At 65.6% G+C, this 18,733-nt stretch carries 18 protein-coding genes; 1 reads left to right on the top strand and 17 read right to left on the bottom strand.

Annotated elements, in window-relative coordinates; genetic code table 11:
• Positions 1 to 14 precede the first annotated feature (14 nt).
• Positions 15 to 659 (bottom strand): TorD/DmsD family molecular chaperone, encoded by a 645-nt coding sequence (locus CH339_RS03105; RefSeq protein WP_111432823.1) that lies wholly within the window; start codon positions 657 to 659, stop codon positions 15 to 17.
• A gap of 148 nt (positions 660 to 807) precedes the next feature.
• Between CH339_RS03105 and CH339_RS03100 the strand changes: the two genes are divergently transcribed.
• Positions 808 to 1,515: a response regulator gene (locus CH339_RS03100; protein WP_111432822.1), complete on the top strand. Its 708-nt coding sequence runs from the start codon at positions 808 to 810 to the stop codon at positions 1,513 to 1,515.
• 24 nt (positions 1,516 to 1,539) lie between these two features.
• Here CH339_RS03100 and CH339_RS03095 read toward each other — a convergent pair whose 3' ends face one another.
• From CH339_RS03095 to CH339_RS03020, 16 genes are all read right to left on the bottom strand, one after another.
• Positions 1,540 to 3,936 (bottom strand): ATP-binding protein, encoded by a 2,397-nt coding sequence (locus tag CH339_RS03095; protein WP_111432821.1) that lies wholly within the window; start codon positions 3,934 to 3,936, stop codon positions 1,540 to 1,542.
• A 151-nt stretch (positions 3,937 to 4,087) separates the two neighbouring features.
• Positions 4,088 to 5,413 (bottom strand): NAD(P)/FAD-dependent oxidoreductase, encoded by a 1,326-nt coding sequence (locus tag CH339_RS03090; RefSeq protein ID WP_111432820.1) that lies wholly within the window; start codon positions 5,411 to 5,413, stop codon positions 4,088 to 4,090.
• Between the two features lie 123 nt (positions 5,414 to 5,536).
• Positions 5,537 to 6,085 (bottom strand): hypothetical protein, encoded by a 549-nt coding sequence (locus CH339_RS03085; protein ID WP_111432819.1) that lies wholly within the window; start codon positions 6,083 to 6,085, stop codon positions 5,537 to 5,539.
• 5 nt (positions 6,086 to 6,090) lie between these two features.
• A complete protein-coding gene (locus CH339_RS03080; RefSeq protein ID WP_111432818.1) occupies positions 6,091 to 6,486 on the bottom strand; it encodes a RidA family protein in 396 nt (131 codons plus the stop codon).
• Positions 6,487 to 6,488: 2 nt separating this feature from the next.
• Positions 6,489 to 7,406, bottom strand: coding sequence for a hypothetical protein (locus CH339_RS03075; RefSeq protein ID WP_111432817.1), 918 nt, complete (start codon positions 7,404 to 7,406; stop codon positions 6,489 to 6,491).
• A complete protein-coding gene (locus CH339_RS03070) occupies positions 7,406 to 8,179 on the bottom strand; it encodes an SDR family NAD(P)-dependent oxidoreductase (RefSeq protein WP_146610103.1) in 774 nt (257 codons plus the stop codon). Before CH339_RS03070 ends, CH339_RS03075 begins: the two co-directional genes overlap by 1 nt.
• A 95-nt stretch (positions 8,180 to 8,274) precedes the next feature.
• Complete coding sequence (locus CH339_RS03065) at positions 8,275 to 9,219, bottom strand: DMT family transporter (protein WP_111432815.1); 945 nt, start codon at positions 9,217 to 9,219, stop codon at positions 8,275 to 8,277.
• Positions 9,216 to 10,031: a pyrroline-5-carboxylate reductase gene (gene proC, locus CH339_RS03060; protein ID WP_111432814.1), complete on the bottom strand. Its 816-nt coding sequence runs from the start codon at positions 10,029 to 10,031 to the stop codon at positions 9,216 to 9,218. Before proC ends, CH339_RS03065 begins: the two co-directional genes overlap by 4 nt.
• 8 nt (positions 10,032 to 10,039) lie before the next feature.
• The gene (locus CH339_RS03055) at positions 10,040 to 11,284 is read right to left on the bottom strand and encodes an acetoin dehydrogenase dihydrolipoyllysine-residue acetyltransferase subunit (protein WP_111432813.1); all 1,245 of its coding nucleotides are present in this window, start codon (positions 11,282 to 11,284) and stop codon (positions 10,040 to 10,042) included.
• A 10-nt stretch (positions 11,285 to 11,294) separates the two neighbouring features.
• Positions 11,295 to 12,272 (bottom strand): alpha-ketoacid dehydrogenase subunit beta, encoded by a 978-nt coding sequence (locus CH339_RS03050; RefSeq protein WP_111432812.1) that lies wholly within the window; start codon positions 12,270 to 12,272, stop codon positions 11,295 to 11,297.
• Positions 12,272 to 13,195, bottom strand: a complete 924-nt coding sequence (locus CH339_RS03045; protein ID WP_170138382.1) for a thiamine pyrophosphate-dependent dehydrogenase E1 component subunit alpha — start codon at positions 13,193 to 13,195, stop codon at positions 12,272 to 12,274. Before CH339_RS03045 ends, CH339_RS03050 begins: the two co-directional genes overlap by 1 nt.
• Positions 13,196 to 13,392: 197 nt before the next feature.
• Positions 13,393 to 14,088, bottom strand: coding sequence for a GntR family transcriptional regulator (locus CH339_RS03040; protein ID WP_170138381.1), 696 nt, complete (start codon positions 14,086 to 14,088; stop codon positions 13,393 to 13,395).
• Positions 14,089 to 14,186: 98 nt separating this feature from the next.
• The gene (locus CH339_RS03035) at positions 14,187 to 14,984 is read right to left on the bottom strand and encodes an amino acid ABC transporter ATP-binding protein (RefSeq protein ID WP_420825906.1); all 798 of its coding nucleotides are present in this window, start codon (positions 14,982 to 14,984) and stop codon (positions 14,187 to 14,189) included.
• The gene (locus tag CH339_RS03030; protein WP_244668993.1) at positions 14,950 to 16,050 is read right to left on the bottom strand and encodes an amino acid ABC transporter permease; all 1,101 of its coding nucleotides are present in this window, start codon (positions 16,048 to 16,050) and stop codon (positions 14,950 to 14,952) included. The genes CH339_RS03035 and CH339_RS03030 overlap by 35 nt, the downstream gene beginning before the upstream one ends.
• Positions 16,051 to 16,080: 30 nt before the next feature.
• Positions 16,081 to 17,250 carry an amino acid ABC transporter permease gene (locus CH339_RS03025; RefSeq protein ID WP_111432808.1) on the bottom strand — a complete coding sequence of 390 codons (1,170 nt, stop codon included), beginning with the start codon at positions 17,248 to 17,250 and terminating at the stop codon, positions 16,081 to 16,083.
• Between the two features lie 64 nt (positions 17,251 to 17,314).
• Positions 17,315 to 18,355 (bottom strand): amino acid ABC transporter substrate-binding protein, encoded by a 1,041-nt coding sequence (locus CH339_RS03020; protein WP_244668992.1) that lies wholly within the window; start codon positions 18,353 to 18,355, stop codon positions 17,315 to 17,317.
• Positions 18,356 to 18,733: the final 378 nt, after the last annotated feature.

Genomic DNA, 18,733 nt, shown 5'->3' with positions numbered 1-18,733 from the left:
CGCCGGGCCTTGCTTCAGAGCGCCTTGAGGGCCCGTTCTTCCGCCTCGAGCAGCGCGCGCAGCACTTCCGCGGCGGCGGCGTAAAAGCCGCTGCGGTCGCGGTCGCGGCAGAGGTCGCAGAACTCCCAGGCCCAGACCAGGAGATGGTCGGCAAGCAGGGTGCGCCGGCGCGCCGCCGCACCGGCATCGTCCGCCGCCCGAGCGGTCAACTGGGCGAGCAGCTCAAGCTCCACGGCGATGTGGTCGGCCGGCTCGCGCCGGTCGGCAAGCCACAGCCCCTGGTCCTTCAGGAGCGTTTCCATTTCGGCGGTCGCTTCCTGATAGAGGCGGCCATCGGGCCCGGTATAGACGGATTCGTAGGGTGGCACGCCCTCGCGCGACCCGCCGACACCGAGGAACAACAGGGCATAGGCGGATGCCAGATCGAGCACCTGGTCTTCCGGATCGGCCGGATTGGCGGCGACGTCGAGCAGGCGGTCGAGGCGGCCGCGAAGCACGTCCTCGCCGGCCAGGTCGTGAAACTCCCGGCGGGTCTCCGGCGCCTTCAGGACGCCAAGGGTCTCTGCGGTCTGCTCGCGGATGAACAGGCCGGCAAGCCATTGGTAGAACGCCGGATCGGGAACTGCCGCGGCAGGTTTGTCGAGGCTTTCGGTAGGCATGTGGAGGCCTTTTTTGGATCGTTGAATCGGTCTTTGAGACCGTTGGTCACCGACATAGGAATCGGATGTAAACGAGTTTCCTGCCACGCTTGAACGAACCGTAATAATATGTAACAGGGGTGTAACAAATGCAGCGAGGGGACAACCCGTGGACGAGCGCCAGCATGTCCTGATCGTCGAAGACGAACTCTCCACGAGAACGATGCTCTCCGCCTACTTCTCCAAGGAGGGGTTCCGGGTCAGCACGGCCGAGAGCGGCGACCAGATGTGGGCCGTCTTTGCCCGCGACACGGTCGACCTGGTGCTTCTCGACGTCCGCCTGCCGGGCAAGGACGGGCTGACCCTGACGCGCGAGATTCGCGACCGCTCCGACGTCGGCATCATCATCGTCACCAGCCAGGCCGACGAGGTCGACCAGATCATCGGCCTGGAGACCGGCGCCGACCACTACGTCACCAAGCCGTACAATCCGCGCGACCTGCTCGCCCGGGCACGCACGGTGCTGCGCCGCACCAGGGCGCCGGCGCCGCCTTCCGCGCAGGAAGAGGTCCGGCATTTCGACGGCTGGTGCATCAATTTCGGGCAGCGTCGCCTGAGAAGGCCGAATGGCTGCGAGGTCAAGCTGACCCGCGCCGAATTCGAGCTGTTGGCGGCGTTCGTCCACAATCCGCAGACGGTGATGACCCGCGACGCCCTTTTGGGCGGCGTCAGCCATCGGGAATGGGCGCCGAACGACCGCAGCGTCGACGTTCTGGTCGGCCGGTTGCGCCGGAAGATCGAATGCGACCCGAACGATCCGCGAATCGTACTGACCGAACATGGGGTCGGCTACCGGTTCGCCGCCAACGTCACGTAAGGGCGACCGCCGCCCGCGACGTCCCTACCGCTTCTTGCAGAGCCGTTCCCAGACGACATCGAGCGCGCAAAGCGCCTTGGCCCGTGCCGCGTCGAGCGTCGCGACCATGATCAGGTCGCCGCCGTTCTGGGCGGTCGCCTCGAGCGTTGCCGCCATTTCCGCAAGCGCCGTCAGCCCGACATTGGCCGCCGCGCTCTTCAGCGCATGGGCCTTGTCGCCGACGCGAACGCGGTCTCCCGCGTCTGCGGCCTTGCGGATATCGGCGACCAGCATTTCGGTCGAGTCCCGCACCGCCTCGATGATCTCCTCGACGAGGTCACATCCGAGCAGGCCGGCGTGGTCTGTGAGCACGGCGTCATCGATCAGCACGCCGGCGTCTTCCTCGGGCCGGCCGGCGGGCACGATACCGCGCAGGGCCACGCCGAGTTCCTCGCGCCGGTAGGGCTTGCCCACATAGCCGTCCATGCCGGCGGCAAGGCATTCCGCCAGCCGCGCGCGCTGGGTGTTGGCGGTGACCGCCAGGATCGGCACCGCCGAGCGGCGCGCATCGTCGAGGGCGCGGATCCGGCGGGCCGCCTCCGCCCCGTCCATGCCCGGCATGCGAAGGTCCATGAGAATGACGTCGAAATCGGCATTGGCGGCCGCAGCGACCGCCGCCGCGCCGTCGCGCACCCGCGTCACCTTGTGTCCCTCGAGCTCCAGGAACCCCGTCAGCACCATGGCGTTGACGTCGTTGTCCTCGGCCGCAAGGATCGACAGCGCCGGCAACGAGGCCTGCTTGTCGGACATTCTTGACACCGCCCGGCTGCTTGCCCGCGGCAGCTCGATCTCGAACCAGAAGGCACTGCCCTTGCCTTCGACCGAATCGAGGCCGACCGTGCCGCCGAAAGCCTCGACGATGCGCTTGGAGATGACGAGGCCGAGGCCGGTGCCGCCATAGCGCCGCGAGATCGAGAGATCCCCTTGCGAGAATGGCTGGAACAGGCGATCGCGCGCCGCCTGTGAGACGCCGATGCCGGTGTCCTCCACGACGAAGCGCAGCCGCGCCGCGCCTGCCTTCTCCGCCTTGCGCGCGCTCACCTGCAGCGACACGTGGCCTTCGTCGGTGAACTTGATGGCGTTGCCGACGAGATTGAGCAGCACCTGGCCGAGCTTGGCCGGGTCGCCGCGCAGCCGTTTCGGCACGCCCCTGCCCTGGCGGATGGTGAAATCGAGGCCCTTGCGGAAGGCCTGATGCTGCATCAACGCCCTGGTGCCGTCGAGCAGGTGGTCGAGGTCGAAGTCGATCGCCTCCAGTTCCAGCCGGCCGGCCTCGATCTTGGAAAGGTCGAGGACGTCGTTGAGCAGCGACAGCAACGCCTCGCCGGAGGCCGAGATCGCCTCGATCTGGCTGTGCTGGCCGCGGCTCAGCGTCGACGACTGAAGCAGCTCGGCCATCCCGAGAATGCCGTGGATCGGCGTCTTCAGCTCGTGGCTGACGGCGGCGACGAATTCGGATTTGGCCGAATTTGCCCGCTCGGCCGCGTCCAGCGCGCCGCGATAGTCGGTGATGTCGGTGAGGATGACGACCGCGCCGAGGAAGGATTCGGAGATGTCGAGCATCGGCCGCCGCTTGACGCTGAACCGGCGCGGCCCGTGGCGGGTCTGCAGCGTGCGTTCCACGTCGGTGCCGGCATCCTCCACCGACAACAGGTCGCCGAGGCCGGCGGTCAGATGCGCCAGGTTCGCTTCGCCGTAGTAGACCGTCCCCGGCGTCGCGCCGATGCCGAATATCTCGCAGGCCGCGTTGTTCATGTTCTCGATCCGGCCGCTGCGGTCGAGCAGGATGACCGGATCGCGCAGGCTCTCGAAGATCGTCAGGTATTTGAGCTTTTCGCGGGTGAGCTCGGCATTGCGCTGCTGGAATTCGCGCAAGCGGTCGGTCTCGGCAAGGCCGAACCATTCGCCGCAAAGGCCGAGTTCGATGCGGTCGAACACCCGGTGGACGAATTGCCGGCAGACATGGACCGCCGCCTCGTCGAGGCCGGATTCCTCAACCAGGTCCACATAGGTCTGGCGGTAGTATTTGAGGCCGCCGAGATACATCACCAGCGGCACGCCGCGGGCACGGTGGGCGCCGGCCTTGTCGACGCCGTACTGGGCTACCGAATCCCGGATGTAGTCGAGCTCGGCCGGCAGGTCCGGCGGTGCATCGTAGCGCGCAAGGGCATTGACGATCGTCTGCGAGACGCCGCGCACGGCGGTGCGCCAGGCCTCCGTCAGGGTCGAGCTGTAGGCCGCATAGCCCTGTTCCCGGAAATGCCGGTACATGCGCTGAAGCAGCCAGTCCTCCGAGGACAGCACCAGCTCGGCGAGCAGGGCCAGCCGGGATGTCTCGTCGAGACCGGGATCGTTCGAAGAACTCGGGACGCGGGCATCCATCGAGAGGGTTCCATAGCGGTGGCCCGCCGCGGGCCGAAATCAGCACCGCAGATGTAGGGCCGGATGTCACACCGGGCAATACGAAAGTATGACAAGGGCGTCCGACGCCCTGCAATCGGGCGTCGGTGTATCACCAGTCGCGGTAGCCGCCTCAGGACAGGCCGAAGCGGTCCATCGCCTGGTAGTACGGGAAGATCAGCCGGCCGACCCGCTCCTTGACGCCGTGCATGGAGATGCTGCGGGTGCCCTCCACGACCTCAAGCGGAATGTCGTCGAGCCCGCATTTATCGGCCGCGAACTCGCCGACGATCTTGCCCATGGTCTGGGCCAGCGCGACGCCGCGGGTGGAAAAGCCGATCAGCGAGAAGATGTCCTTGTCGACGACCTGGCACGACGGCAGGTAGCTGTCGGTGATCGAGCAGTAGCCTTCCCAATAGGTCTCGATCTTCGGGTTCACCTGTTCCAGCTCCGGGAACAGGGTGTACATACGCTTGCGCGCATGGCCGAGGCCGTAGCCCTCCGCGCCCGGCACGGAGAACACCGCGCCGCCGGAGATGATCCGCCCGTCCGGATCGCAGCGGCAGAAGCCGCCGGATTTGCGCAGGTCCGTAAAGCAGGTGCGCTGCGGCAGGATGGTGTCGAGCACCTCCTGGGACAACGGTTCCGTGGCGCAATGGAAGAGCCTGACGGCAATGCCGGACTTTTCCAGGTTCGGCGTCAGCGGGTCGGTGTAGCCGTTGGTGGCGATGACGATTTTTTTCGCCGTCACAACGTGGCCGTTGCACTGGACCGTCGCCTTGCCGTCCTGATGCCGGACACGGGAGACCGGGCTCATCTCGTGGATGACCGCGCCTTCCTGGGTTGCCGCGCGGGCAAGGCCGAGGCAGAGCGCGAAGGGCTGCACCGCGCCGCCGGTGGGATTGCGCCAGGCGCCGAGATAGCCGGAGGCGCCGAGGGTCGATTTGACGTCCGGGCCGTCGATCCACTCCACGTCCAGTCCGAGCGCCTTCCATTCCCCGTAGACGGCCTTGATCTTGGCGAGCGCCTTGTCCGAATGCGCCGGCTGCGCCCAGCCCTTTTTGAGCGGGTCGCAGGCGATCTGGTACTGGTCGATCTGATCGAACATCCAGGTCGGCCCGCCGGCAACCAGCGAAATCAGCTTGTCGGCTTTTTTCTTGCCGAGGAGCTTTTCCACGTCGCTCGGCTTTTTCGCGCCGGGGAAATGCGGAACCGCATAGCCGCCGGTGCGCCCGGAGGCGCCGACGCCGACGATGCCGGCCTCCAGAACGACGACGGAGAGCCCGGCCTTGGCCGCATGGAGCGCGATCGACAGGCCCGCGAACCCGGCCCCGACGACGACGAGGTCGACGTCCTTGTCGGCTTCAAGCGGCGTGCTGGAAAACGGCTTTTCCTTGGCGGTCCCGGCCCACAGGACCCCTTGCATTTTCACATCGATGCGGTCGAGGGCAGTTCCCATGACCCGAACCCTTCCTGAAAAAGTGCCGGCCCGACCGCCGGTCGGACCAGCGCATGCTGGAGGACATTTTTATCTGCGTTTTTTAAAAGGCAGCGTTCTCAGACGCCGCTCTTGTTATGCCGTTTATCCGTCTTTGGTTTTGGCGTCGAGGTGCCGGAAATAGATCACCTCGATCTCACGCAGGACGTCGACGGGCTCCTCGTCATAGGTCTCCGAAAAGACGCCGCCCTTGCCGTCCTCCACCGAGATCGCCCATTTGCCGCGATGCGGATTGAAGCTGCAGGTCGGGAAATGCATGTGGTGGTGCCACGCCGCGCCGGACGCATCGATCTCGCGCACCTTCGGCAAAAGGGTCGAGGCCGCGACGGCCGCGCTGTCGCCGCCCGATTTGGAGGCATCGAGGATATCGTCGCCGTGCAGGATCTTCACCAGCACCTTGTCCTCCTCCGGAAAGCCGACAGAGTGGGCGAGATAGGTGATGTCCTCGCTGTCGTCCTCGATGACGAGGCCGTACTGCTCGGGCTTCGGATTGTGCAGGCAGCCGGGCGAGAGGACATGGGAATGCCACTTCTTGCCCGACGTCCGAAGCTCCTCGGCAACGGCAAGCGTCGTGTCCAGCGGGATGATCCGGTAGACGAGGTTGCCGTGGGTGATCGTTTCTGCGTCGGCCATGGGTTTTAGCTTCCGCAGCCGATGACGGCGGTCGCAGAGATCTCGACCGTTACGTCCGGCACCGGGAATGCGACGACGAGCGCAGCGTTGGTCGGGCGGATGTCCCCAAAAATCTTGCCAAGTTCCGGACCGATCGCCTGGAACACCTCCGGCGCCGTCACATAGGTCGTGATCTGGACCACGTCCTTGAGGCTGCTGCCGGCTTCTTTCAGCGCCGGCTCGATGTTCCTGATGACCTGGCGGAGCTGCTCGACCGGATCGGCGGAGACCTCGCCGGTGGCGAAATTCATGCCGATGGTGCCGGAGATATAGACCGTCTCGCCGACCTTGACCGCGCGCGAATAGCCGAAGGCTTCCTCGAATTTCGATCCGGACGAGATGTTCTGGCGTTTTGCGGTCATTGTCATGCCTTTCGAGGTGCGTTGTCGGTGGCTTCAAGCGTTTTCAACGTCAATTCGTTGATCGGCCACCATTGGATGTAGAGATCGAGCCAGGCGGCCATCCGGCCGCTGTAGAGAATGCCTTCGACGAGGACGTCGTCGAGCGAAGCGGTGCCGTCGCCGAGCGCGACGATGAGCTTTTCCAGCACCGCGGCGGTCTCGCCCATGTGGCAGAAGCCGCCGACGCGGGTGATGGCCGCATGCGTTGCAAAGCGCGCGATCGCCATCTTTTCGGTATCGATGATTTCACCGCCCGCATTCCACAGCCGCCACAGCAGCTCGTGCAGCTTGCGCAATTCGCCTTCGGCCATGGAGAGCGGACCGAAGGGGATGTTGAGGCCGCGGCGGCCCAGCAATCCGGCAACGTCCGACGGCTGGGCCGCCCAGACGGCCCGGCGCGCGGCGCGGACGCCGGCAAGGGCGCCGCCGTCGTCGGCTTCGTCCGGCCCGGGTGCCGCATCGGCCGGCGCGTCCTTGAGATAGACTTCGGCCGTAAAGACCGCCGTCCCCTGCCCCTGGCGCTGGCGGTCGGCATAGTCGCGCAGCCAGGCGACGTCGCCGCGCAGCCGGCCGAGATAGTTGACCGCGGCCGTTTCCGCCTGCAGCGCGTCGTAGGTGATTTCCAGATACTGGCGCTCCGGCCAGAAAAAGAACGAGCCGGCCGGCATGTCGAGCACGTCGGAGGCGTTCTCCACCGCTTCGACGAACGGCACCGGCCACATGATGTGGCTGCCGGCGATCTTGGCGCAGTGGATGTCCACGGCCGCGGGCAGCGCCGCCTTCACCTTGGCGAGCGTTGCCGGGCATTTAGAGCCGTCGAGCAGGATCTCCCGCTCGATGCCCTCGACCTTGAAGACCAGGATATCCGGTTCGCCACCCATCAGTCGCGCTTGCCCAGCGTGTAGCCATTGGCGATCCAGCCGCCGTCGACGGGAAGGATGGTGCCGGTGGTCATGCGGGCCTCGTCGCTGGCGAGGAAATAGCAGGCGGCGGCCACCTCTTCCGGCTCGGCGAGGCGGCGGAGCGGCGCCCGTCCCTCGACGCCGGCAAGGTCGTAGATGCCGCGGTCGATGAGGTCCTGCACCATCGGCGTGCGCACGCCGGTCGGCGCGACGGCGTTGACGCGAACGCCGGACGGGCCCCATTCCACGGCAAGGCTGCGCACCAGGTTGTGGACCGCGCCCTTGGAGGCGCAATAGGCCGTGCGCTGCGGCGCGCCGCCGGACCCATAGACCGAGCCGATCATGACGATGGCCCCAAAGCCCTGCTCGATCATCACACGGCCCGCCGCCTGGGCGGTGAACCAGGTGCCCATGACGTTGATTTCCATCGTCTTGCGGAAGAAGTCCGGATCGGCATCGACCGCCGGCTCCACCTTGACGACGCCGGCCGACGTGACGATGCAGTCGAGCGTGCCGAACATGTCCCTGGTGGCCGCGACCGCATCGGTCATGTCGGAAAGCTCGGTGACCGAGCCGGTCAGGCACAACGAGCCGACGCCGGGGTTCAGCTCGGCCGCGACCTCCTTGATGGCAGCCTCTTTGATGTCGAACAGGCAGACGCCATAGCCCTCGGCGTTGAAGCGCAGGGCCGCCGCGCGGCCGATGCCGCTGCCCGCGCCGGTGATGAGTACCGATTTCCGTTTTTGCTGCATGTCCACCTGCCTTGCGTTCGTATTTTCCGAACTATGAAATATGTTATATCAAATTACAAGAGCCTCGTGGCGGCGACCATCGGCGATTTGCGGGGTCAGGCCCGTGCCGCGGCGCGTGCCCGCACCCGCTCGCGATAGGCAACGAACAGGCCGCTGCCGACGATCAGCGCGCCGCCGGCAAAGGCCCAGGCATCGGGCATGTCGCGAAAGACGATCCAGCCGACGATGACGGCCCAGACGAGCTGCAGGTAATTGAAAGGCTGCAGGAGGCCTGCCGGCGCGATGCTGAGGGCGCGGATCAGCGAATAATGTCCGGTCATGGACATGGCGCAGAGCAGCCCCAGCCAGGCGCCGTCCGTAAACGTGATGGAGGTCCAGGCGAACGGCGCGACCACCGTCATCATCACCGCCCCGACCATGCTGACATAGAGGAACGAGGTCGAGGGCGTGTCGTCATTGCCGCAGAGCCGGGTGAGGATCTGGTAGACCGCATAGATCAGCGCCGCGATCAGCGTATAGACCGCGCCGATATCGATGACGCCCGCGCCCGGCCTCAGGATGATGACGATACCGACAAAGCCGATAGCGACCGACACCCAGCGCCGCCAGCCGACCGGCTCGCGAAGGAGCACGGCGGCAAGCGCCGTCGCCATCAGCGGGTAGCACATGAACAGCGTCATGGTCTCGGCAAGGCCGAGCGTGCGGTAGGCCAGCGCCATCAGGCCGATTTCGAGCACCAGCAGCACCCCGCGCGCCACCTGCAACAGCGGGCGGCGGCTCTTGAAGGCGATGTGCAGGCCGGGCTGGCGTGCGGCGAGGCCAAGGCCGAAGGCGCCGAAGAACCAGTAGCGGATGACCAGGATGAAGGTCACCGGATACGACGCCACCAGGTGCTTGGTGATGGCGTCCTGGCAGGCAAAAATGATGGTCGCCAGGACGAGGAGAAGCACCCCGGCGACGATATTGGTGCCGGCCGGGGGAGAGATTGTTTTTATGCTGTGAGAAGTGTCCGGCCCGCCAGCCGCACCGGGACTGTTCACTCGGATTTTCCGAGCTCTATGGAGCGGTCGCGGGCAGCTTCGACGGCATCGCCGACGAGCTTTGAGAGCGCGTCGTCGCGCATCAGCACGCCGAGCGCTGCGGCCGTGGTGCCGCCGGGGCTGGTCACCTTCTGCCGCAACGTTGCCGGGTCGTCGTCGCCACTCCCGGCAAGCCGGGCAGCACCCTCAACGGTCTTGATCGCCATCAGGTCCGCCAGGTCTTCCGGCAGGCCGACCTGGCGCGCGGCCTCAGAAAGCGCCTCGATGAAATGGAAGACATAGGCGGGTCCCGACCCGGAGACCGCCGTGACGGCGTCCATCAGAGCCTCGTTGTCGATGCGAACGACCGTGCCGCAGGCGGCAAGGAGGGTCGCGGCCGCCTCGGACTGGCCGGCCGTCACATGATCGTTGGCAAAGAGCGCCATGACGCCATGGCCGATCGCGGCCGGCGTGTTCGGCATGCAGCGCACGATGGCCGCATCGGCTGCGGTGAGGCCGGCAATGGTCGCCGTGGTAACCCCCGCTGCGATGGACACGAACAGCCTCGACGGCCCGGCGAACCGGGCATAGGCCGGAAGCACATCGGCAAACATCTGCGGCTTGACGGCAAGGACGACGATGTCCGGACAGTAGTCGGCGGCAAGGTCCTCCGCCGAGGCGAGCGCGGACACCGCCAGGTCGGAGATCCGCGCGCGCAAGGCGGCGGCCGGCTCGACGACGGTGATTTGCGGCGACGGCTGGAGCGCGAGCCAGCCTTGCAGCATCGCGAACCCCATATTGCCGCAACCGACAAGCAGAACCTTCTCAGCCAAAGAGCCTCCTATCCGGCCCGCGCCAGCTCGTTGATGAGCCGCGCCGTCAGCGCCGGCTGTTCCATGTGCGGCACGTGCCCCGCTCCCTTCATGAGATGGAGGCCGACACCGGCCGATGCCGAAAAGGCGTGGGCGGACGGGATGATCCGGTCGTCGAGCCCCCAAAGCACCTTTGCCGGGATCGCCAGGTCGGCAAGGACGGACACAAGCCGCATCGATTGCGTATTCCCCGGGAAAAGACCTTCGGCCATCTCGGCTAGGGTCTTTTGCGTATCCCTTGCCTGCCACTGGCGCAATACCGTGCGCGCATAGCCGCTCTGCAGGGCGAAGTCGTCTCCCGTCATGGCGTCGAGCCAGGGCTCCAGCGTCTCCGCGCTCCGGGCATTGGCCATGCCGTCGAGGAAGCCGCCATTGATCTCCGGGCCGAGGCCGGCCGGCGCGATCAGGCAGAGGGAATGGACCGCGATCCGCCCCAATCCGCACAGCGCCAGCGCGACGCCGCCGCCGAGCGAATGGCCGACGAGATGGGCTGCTGTAATGCCTTTGTCGTCAAGCTCGGCTGCGACGGCCTCGACCACGTCGTCGAACCGGGCGATCGCACCGACATCGGACGCGCCATGCCCCGGCAGATCGATGAGGATCGGCGTGACGGCACGGTCGATGAGCGGCACGACCCGGCTCCACGCCGTCTTGTCGGCCCCAAAACCGTGCAGGAAGACAACCGGAACGGCATCGCGGATCGGTCCTGCGCTTTCCTGAGGCGCAGCCGCAGCCGGCTTCGGCGCAGCCTTGGCAGCCTCGACATCCCGCAGCTTGATGCGCCCGCGCGGCCCGGTGCCGCGGAGGTCGTGGAGATCGATCCCGCGCTCCCTGGCAACCCGCCGGGCGAGCGGCGTGGCGACCACCCGCGCGCCGCCCTTGGCGGCAGACGGAGCCGCCGGCGCCGGCGTGTCGTCAGCAGCCTTCGGCGCCGGTGCGGCGCTCTCGGCAGGCGCCGACGCACTCGCTGACGGCTCGTCGCCGATGCGGCCGAGGACGGAGCCGATATCGGCCTCCTCCCCCGGCTGGAACAGGATTTCCTGCAGATAGCCGGAATGCGGCGCCGGGATTTCGGAGGCCGCCTTGGCGGTTTCCACGACGACGACGACCTCGCCCTCAGCGACCGCCTCGCCCGGCTTCTTCGTCCATTCGACGACGACGACGCTTTCCATATATTCGCCGCCGGCGCTTTCCAGCGTGATCGGATGGGTCATTGTCCCCTCCTCAGGCGAGCGTTTGCAGCGACGCGGCGACGATCTTTTCCGCGTTGGGAAGCACCGCCATTTCCAGCGGCTCGCTGTAGGGGATCGGCATGTCGGGCATCGTCACCCGCGCCACCGGTGCATCGAGATCGTCGAAACAGAAATCCATGATCGTCGCCGAGATCTCCGCCGCGTAGCCGCAGAAATTCCAGCCCTCGTTGACGACAACGGCGTTGTTGGTCTTGGCGATGGATTTCTTGATGGCGTTGAGGTCGAGCGGCTTCAAAGAGCGCAAGTCGACAACCTCCGCCGAAATGCCTCTCTCGGCGAGGGCATCGGCGGCCTTCAGGCTCTCATGCACCATACGCGAGGTCGCAAAGATGGAGACGTCCGTACCCTCGCGCGTGACCGATGCTGCGCCGAGCGGCACCAGAACGTCGTCGCCCTCCGGCACCTCGCCGCGCATGTTGTAGAGCAGCTTGTGCTCCAGGAAGACCACAGGCTGGTCGTCGCGGATCGCCGATTTCAGGAGTCCCTTGGCGTCGGCCGGGGTCGACGGCGCGACCACCTTGATACCGGGGATATGCGCGACCATGGAATCGAGCGACTTGGAGTGCTGGGCCGCCGCCCCGGCGCCGCCGCCGCCTTGCGTGCGCAGGACGAAGGGCATCTTCACCTGGCCGTTCCAGATATATTCGTAGATCGAGGCCTGGTTGACGAGCGCGTCGAGCGTCAGCGGCATGAAGTCCGCATACATGATCTCAAGCACGGGCCGCGTGCCGGTCATCGCCGCGGTCACCGCCATCGCCGTCATCGCCTGTTCGGAGATCGGCGTATCGCGCACCCGGTTGAAGCCGAACTCCTCCTGCAGGCCGCGCGTCACCTTGAAGACGCCGCCATAGCGGCCAATGTCCTCACCGAACAGGAAGACCGACGGATCGCGCGTCATTTCCTCGCGCAGCGCCGCATTCAGCGCCTCGGCATACCGCATCAACGCCATTACACAACCTCGCTGTATGCCGCGCTGGCATTGAAGAGTTCGAATTCGGGGAACGGATCGGAGAGCGCCTTGTCAAAGGCTGCCTCGACCTCGGCGACGGCCTCCGCCTCGATGGTCTTCAGCTTGTCCTCGCCGATTTCGGCCTTGAGCTGATCGAAGGCGACCTTCAACGGGTCGCGCGCCTTCCAGGCCGCAATATCCTCGTCCTTCTGGTAGCCGCCCATGTCGGAGGTGGAAAAGCCTTCCAGGCGATAGGTCTTGGCCTCGACCATGCCCGGCCCCTCGCCGCGCCGCGCCCGTTCCACCATGGCCCCGACCGCCCGGTAGACGGCGACCGGATCGTTGCCGTCGACGATTTCCGACGGCATGCCGTAGCCGGCAGCCCGGATGCTGAGATCGTCGATCGGCGACTGCATGTCGGTGTCGACCGTGAGGCCGAACTGGTTGTGCTCCAGCACGAAGACGATCGGCAGCTTCCAGAGCGCGGCCATGTTCATCGCCTCGTGGCAGATGCCGGTCTGCGCGGCGCCGTCGCCGAAGATGCACATGGAGACCGCATCGCGGCCGAGCACCTGGTTGGAGAGCGCCGCGCCCGTGGCCGCCGGAATGCTGGCACCGACGATGGCGTTGCCGCCGATCATGCCCTTGGAGGCATCGGCGACCAGCATGTGGCCGGCCCGGCCCGCGCAGCTCCCGGTCGTCCGCCCAAAAATCTCGGCCACCACCGGATAGACGTCGAGCCCCTTGCCGATGTAGTGGGCGTGGCCCCGGTGCGTGCTCATCACATAGTCGGTGTCGTCGAGCATCGCGGTGGCGGCAACGCCGATCGCCTCCTGGCCGTCGCAGCGATGGATCGGACCGCGCGTCTTGCCTTCCTTGTGCAGGGCGCCGAGCTTTTCCTCAAGCTGTCGCACCACATGCATTTTTCGAAATATTTCAATTTGTTCGTCGATCGATGGCGAGTTTTTCATCCGGCCTTTTCCGCGCTAATTTTGTTATAACATGTAACACATAACTTTAAAAACCCGCAAGGGCAATCTGGCTGCCGGGAGGCGACCCGGCGGCCTGAGACAGTCTTCAAGATGGGTGAAAGATGGCAGGCCCGGCCGGGCCGCAGGACTTAGTCGGCGCCGTTGACGGCGCGCTTGCGGATCATCTCGGCCAGCCAGTCGCCGGCGGTGCGGATGTCGAGGGCGATGGTCGCCTCCAGCTTTTCCGCATCCCGCGCCTTCACCGCCTTGATGATCTCGCGGTGGATGTCGATGCCCACATTCACCTGGCCGTAGTCGGGGTAGAGAACGTTGAGGTAGGAGCCGATCATCAGCCAGCAGGATTCGATCATCCGGGAGAGAAGCGGCATCTCGGCCGCCTCGTAAATGGCGAAGTGGAACTGCCAGTTGAGGGTCCTCAGCGCCGTGTAGTCGCGCGCCTCGTCGGCCTCGATCAGCTTTTCGTTGGTGTCCTCAAGCTTGGTGACCAGCTCCGGCGACAGCCGCGGTGCCGCCTCGCGGGCCGCAAGCCCTTCCAGGTTGATGCGGATCTTGGTGATCTCGATGAGCCGGTTCTCGTCCATTTCCGGCACGCACACGGTGCCGTTCGGCTGGGTTTCCAGCGCGCCTTCGGCAACCAGGTTGAACAGCGCCTCGCGGGCCGGCGTCAAGCTGACGTCGAGCGCCTTGGCGACGGCGCGGATGGTCAGCTTCTCGCCCGGCATGAACTGGCCGGCCATAATGGCAGAGCGGAGCTGTTCGCGAACCAGCGTCCCGAGCGTTTCCTTGCGCTCGACCGGCCTGAAGCTTTCAAGAGTAGATGACATGCCGGTTTTTGCCTCGCGGAAAGTCGTTCTCGGGAAATCGTTTGCGTCGTATATCATATAACGGATGCCCTACCATTAGGACTGTCCACAGCAACGCTTCAGTGCGACAAGATCTGCCCGAGAAAATCCTTCGTTCTTTGGTGTCGGGGAGCCGAGAAGAAGACCTCCGGCGGCGCCTCCTCGACGATCTCGCCCTGGTCCATGAAGATCACCCGGTCGGCCGCCTTGCGGGCAAAGCCCATCTCGTGGGTGACGCAGATCATCGTCAGCCCGTCCGAGGCCAGTTCGATCATCACGTCGAGCACCTCGGCGATCATCTCCGGGTCGAGCGCCGAAGTCGGCTCGTCGAACAGCATGATCTGCGGCATCATGCAGAGCGAGCGGGCGATCGCCACCCGCTGCTGCTGACCGCCGGAAAGTTCGCCCGGATATTTGTGCGCCTGTTCGGGAATATGCACCCGCTCCAGGAAGGTCATGGCCCGCGCCTCGGCATCCGCACGCGACATCCTGCGCACCCGGATCGGCGCCAGCGTGCAGTTCTCCAGGATCGTCATGTGCGGGAACAGGTTGAAGTGCTGGAACACCATGCCGACCTCGCGGTGGATGCGGGCCTCACTGACTTCGTCATGGCCGATCCGGTGGCCGAGCACGGTGATGTCGCCCGACTGGTGGTCCTCCAGCCGGCTGATGCAGCGGATCAGCGTCGACTTGCCGGACCCCGACGGCCCGCAGATGACGATCCGCTCGCCGTTCTCCACCGTCAGGCTGACGTCCTTCAGGGCGTGGTGGGCGTTGTAGTACTTGTTGAGGCGATCCACCCTGATGGCGTGAGGGCCGGTTGCGAGCATCGTAAAGTCCCACTCAGTGCTGCGCGATGCGCATGCGGCGTTCCAGATAGGCGCCGTAGCGCGACAGGCTGAACACGAAGACGAAATAGACGAAGGCGATGAAGACGTAGACCTCCACATAGGCGAACGCCCATTCGCCCGACCCGTAGGCGGCGTTGCCGGAGGCAAGGAACTCGAACAGACCGACGATGATGATCAGCGAGGTCTCCTTGAAGGTGATGACCATCTGGTTGATCGTCGGCGGCAGGGCGCGGCGGAACGCCTGGGGAAGGACGATGTAGATCATCCGCTGCCAGTAGGTCAGCCCGAGCGTCCGGCCCGCCTCGTCCTGGCCGCTTGAGAGCGATTGGATGCCGCTGCGGATGATCTCGGCCTGGTAGGCGGCAAAGAACAGCGCCATGCCGGCGATCACCCGGTAGAGCTTTTCGCCCTGCAGCCAGCTCGGCACCAGGATCGGCACGACAACGGCGACGGTGAAGAGGATGGTGATCAGCGGCAGCGAGCGCACCGTGTCGATGAGGAGCCCGACGGGCACGGAGACGAAGGGCGTCGACGATCGCCGCATCAGGGCGAGCAGGATCGACAACGGCATGCCGATGAGCGCGACGGCGGCAAAGATGAAGATCGTCAGCGACAGCCCGCCCCACTGCTCTTCCGTCACTTCCGAAAGGCCGAAGACGCCGCCGCGCATCAAAACGACGAAGGCGGCAAAGCCCAGCACCCAGGTCACAGTGAGCCGCCTGGCGGTCCAGAAATAGGGCACGCAGGACAGAATCCCGACGCCGATGGCGATGGCGCAGGCGAGCCCGGAGCGCCAGTGCTCCTCGTAAGGGTAGAGGCCGAAGAACATCAGCCGCCAGCGCGCCGCGATCACCGACCAGCAGGCGCCGGCCTTGGCCTCGCACGCCTTCGCTCCGACATCGGCCGAGAACGCCGCATCGAGGATCGCCCATTGGAACAGATGCCAGCCGATATAGACGAGGAGCGCGGTGCCGCCGAGGGTGAGGATGACGTCGGACGGACGGCCGAAATAGTCGGCGCGGAACTTCTCCAGCGCGCCCTGCCGGGGCGGTCCCATCGAAACATCGGACGTATGCAGCATGGTGTCAGCCATGTCGAAAGGTCCTCTCGCGCGCCATCTTCGTCACTTGCGCGTCCCCTGCCCCCTGATCGCGATCGACCGGTTGATGGCGTTCATGACCGTGCTGATCGTGTAGTTGATCAGCAGGAACCCGCCCATCAGGATCAGCAGGAGTTCCACGGTCTGGCCGCTCTGGTTGATCGAGGTCGAAATGACCAGGAAGAAGTCGGAAAAGCCGACGGCGATGCCGAGCGTTGTCGCCTTGATCAGCCAGACATACTGGTTGGTGAGCGTCGGCAGGATGGCGCGGATGGCGAGCGGCAGCCGCACCAGCGTGAAGATGTGCCAGGGCCGGAAGCCGAGCGCCTTTGCCGCCTCGATCTGCCCCTTGGGGATCGACAGGAAGCCGGCGCGGATGATCTCGCCGAGATAGGCGCCGCCATAGAGCGACATGGCGGTCAGCAGCGCGGCGAATTCCGACGTCAGCCGCAGGCCGCCGCGGATGTTCAATCCGCGCAGCTCCGGCATGCTGACGACCGGCTGGCCGGCGATCCGCCCGGCCTCGCCGACGAGGAAGATGGCAACGCCGGCAACAACGAGCGCCAGGCCCGCAAGCGGCAGGCGCCGCGCCTCGGCCCACCCCGACAGCCGCCGGGAGGCGATCAGCCAGAGCGCGGCAACGATGCCCACGACCAGAAAGAGGGCACAGATCGCGATCGCACCGTTGGAAATGTTGAAGCCCGGAAGATAGATGCCGCGCGCGCTGAGGAACACCATATCGCCAAAGGCGACGGCCTTTCGCGGCGGCGGCAGGTGGGTATAGACGGCGTACCAGAAGAACGCCTGCAGGATCAGCGGCACGTTGCGGAACGTTTCCACATAGATCGTGCCGATGGCGTTGAGGACCGGGTTGTGGGAGGTCCGCGCAACGCCGACGAGGACGCCGACGAGGGTCGCCAGTGCCAGGCCCGCGAAGCCAAGGAACAGGGTGTTCATCAGGCCGATCAGCAGCACCTTCCAGTAAGGGTCGCTGATCGAATAGGGAATGAGGGAGAAGCCGATATCCCAGCCGGTGCTGCGCCACAGGAAATCGAAGCCGGAGACGATCCCCTTCGCCATCAGCTCCTGCTGGCCGGCATAGACCAGCACCGCGAGCACGACGAAGACGATCGCCGCAACGACTGCCTGGAAGTGCCTTGAGGCAAGGAGGGTGACGAGCGAGTCCCGTTTCATTCTGTGCGCAGCCGTCATCTCTGCAAAGCGAGGGCCGGCGCGATCGCCGGCCCTGCCTCCTTGATCAGTCTACCAGGATCGGGAACAGAACGCCGCCGTCGCTCCACAGCGAGTTGATGCCGCGTTCCAGCTTGTAGGGCGAGCCCTGGCCGAGATTGCGCTCGAACATCTCGTCGTAGTTGCCGAGCTTCTTGATGACGTTGTAGGCCCAGTCGTCGGAAAGGCCCATGCGGGTGCCGATGCCGGGCGTCGCGCCGAGCAGCTTACCAACCACCGGGGTCGGCGGATTGGCCTTCATCTCGTCGACATTCTCACTGGTGATGCCGTTTTCCTCGGCCGCCAGCAGCGCCGTCAGGGTGAAGTTCATGATGTCGAGCCAGCCGTCGTCGCCCTGACGCACGGCCATGGCCACCGGCTCGGCGGAGACGGTGTCGGGCAGGATGACATGGGCGCTCGGATCATCGGCCTTGAGGCGCAGCACGGCGAGCTGCACGTCCCACTGGGCGAACACGTCGCAACGGCCGGAGAGGTAGGCGGCCTCGCTCTCTTCGGTCTTCTCGGTGGTGACGAACTCCATCGTCACGTCGTTCGCCTTCAGGTATTCGGCGACGGAGCGCTCGGTGGAGGTGCCGGCCGGCACGCAGACGGAACCGCCGTCCAGGTCCTTGACCGACTTGGCGCCCAGTTCCTTGCGAACCAGCATCTTGATCGGCGCCATCATGTAGATGTTGGAGAACTGCAGGCCGAGTTCGGTGTCGCGGCCCATGGTCCAGCCGGTCGCCTTGATGATGACGTCCAGTTCGCCGGACTGGATCGCCGGCCAGCGCTGGGCCCAGCTCGTCGGCAGGATTTTCAGATGATCCTCGTAGTCGCCGAAGATCGCCGTGGCGACGGCCCGGCACAGATCGATGTCGAAGCCCTTCCAGTTACCCTTGTCGTCGACCTCGGCAAGGCCGAGATAGGAACCGTTGTGGCCGGTGCAGGCGAGCGCGCCGCGCTCCTTGACGGCGGCGAGGGTCTCGCCGAATTCCGCATGGGCGGGGACCATGGCGGCAGCACTCAGAAGAATGCCGGCCGCAGTCGCCCTCATCAGTGATTTCATCATTTTCAGCTCCTTTTTTGACCGGCGCATGCCGGCTCCCCTGGCTCCCGCAATGCTTAAGACCGTCCGTCGCATTGCTGAGATATGTTACACGTTATAACAAATTTCATTTCAGTCAATCGGGCGCTTTGCGAAAACCTGTCCAGCGGGAAACGGAAATGGCCCGGGTGCGCCTGACGCGCGCCGTGCGGGGGGGGATGGCCGGCAGCCGCTTCCCCGGCCGGATCCTGACGAGGACAGTCGGCGGGCGCGAGCGAAGCGGGCCTGCCGCGCGACAAAACCCGAGCCCCACGGGGCTCGCAAGGCGAACAGCCGTCCGAGCCGATGCGAGGCCCCCACGGAGCCAGCGAGCGAAGCGAGTTTGGCGTGAGTGGGAAGAAC

The sequence above is a fragment of the Rhodobium orientis genome, from assembly GCF_003258835.1.
GTDB lineage: Bacteria > Pseudomonadota > Alphaproteobacteria > Rhizobiales > Rhodobiaceae > Rhodobium > Rhodobium orientis.
The sequence above is the reverse complement of the archived record's forward strand: the minus strand, read 5'-3'. Positions and strand labels throughout refer to the sequence as shown.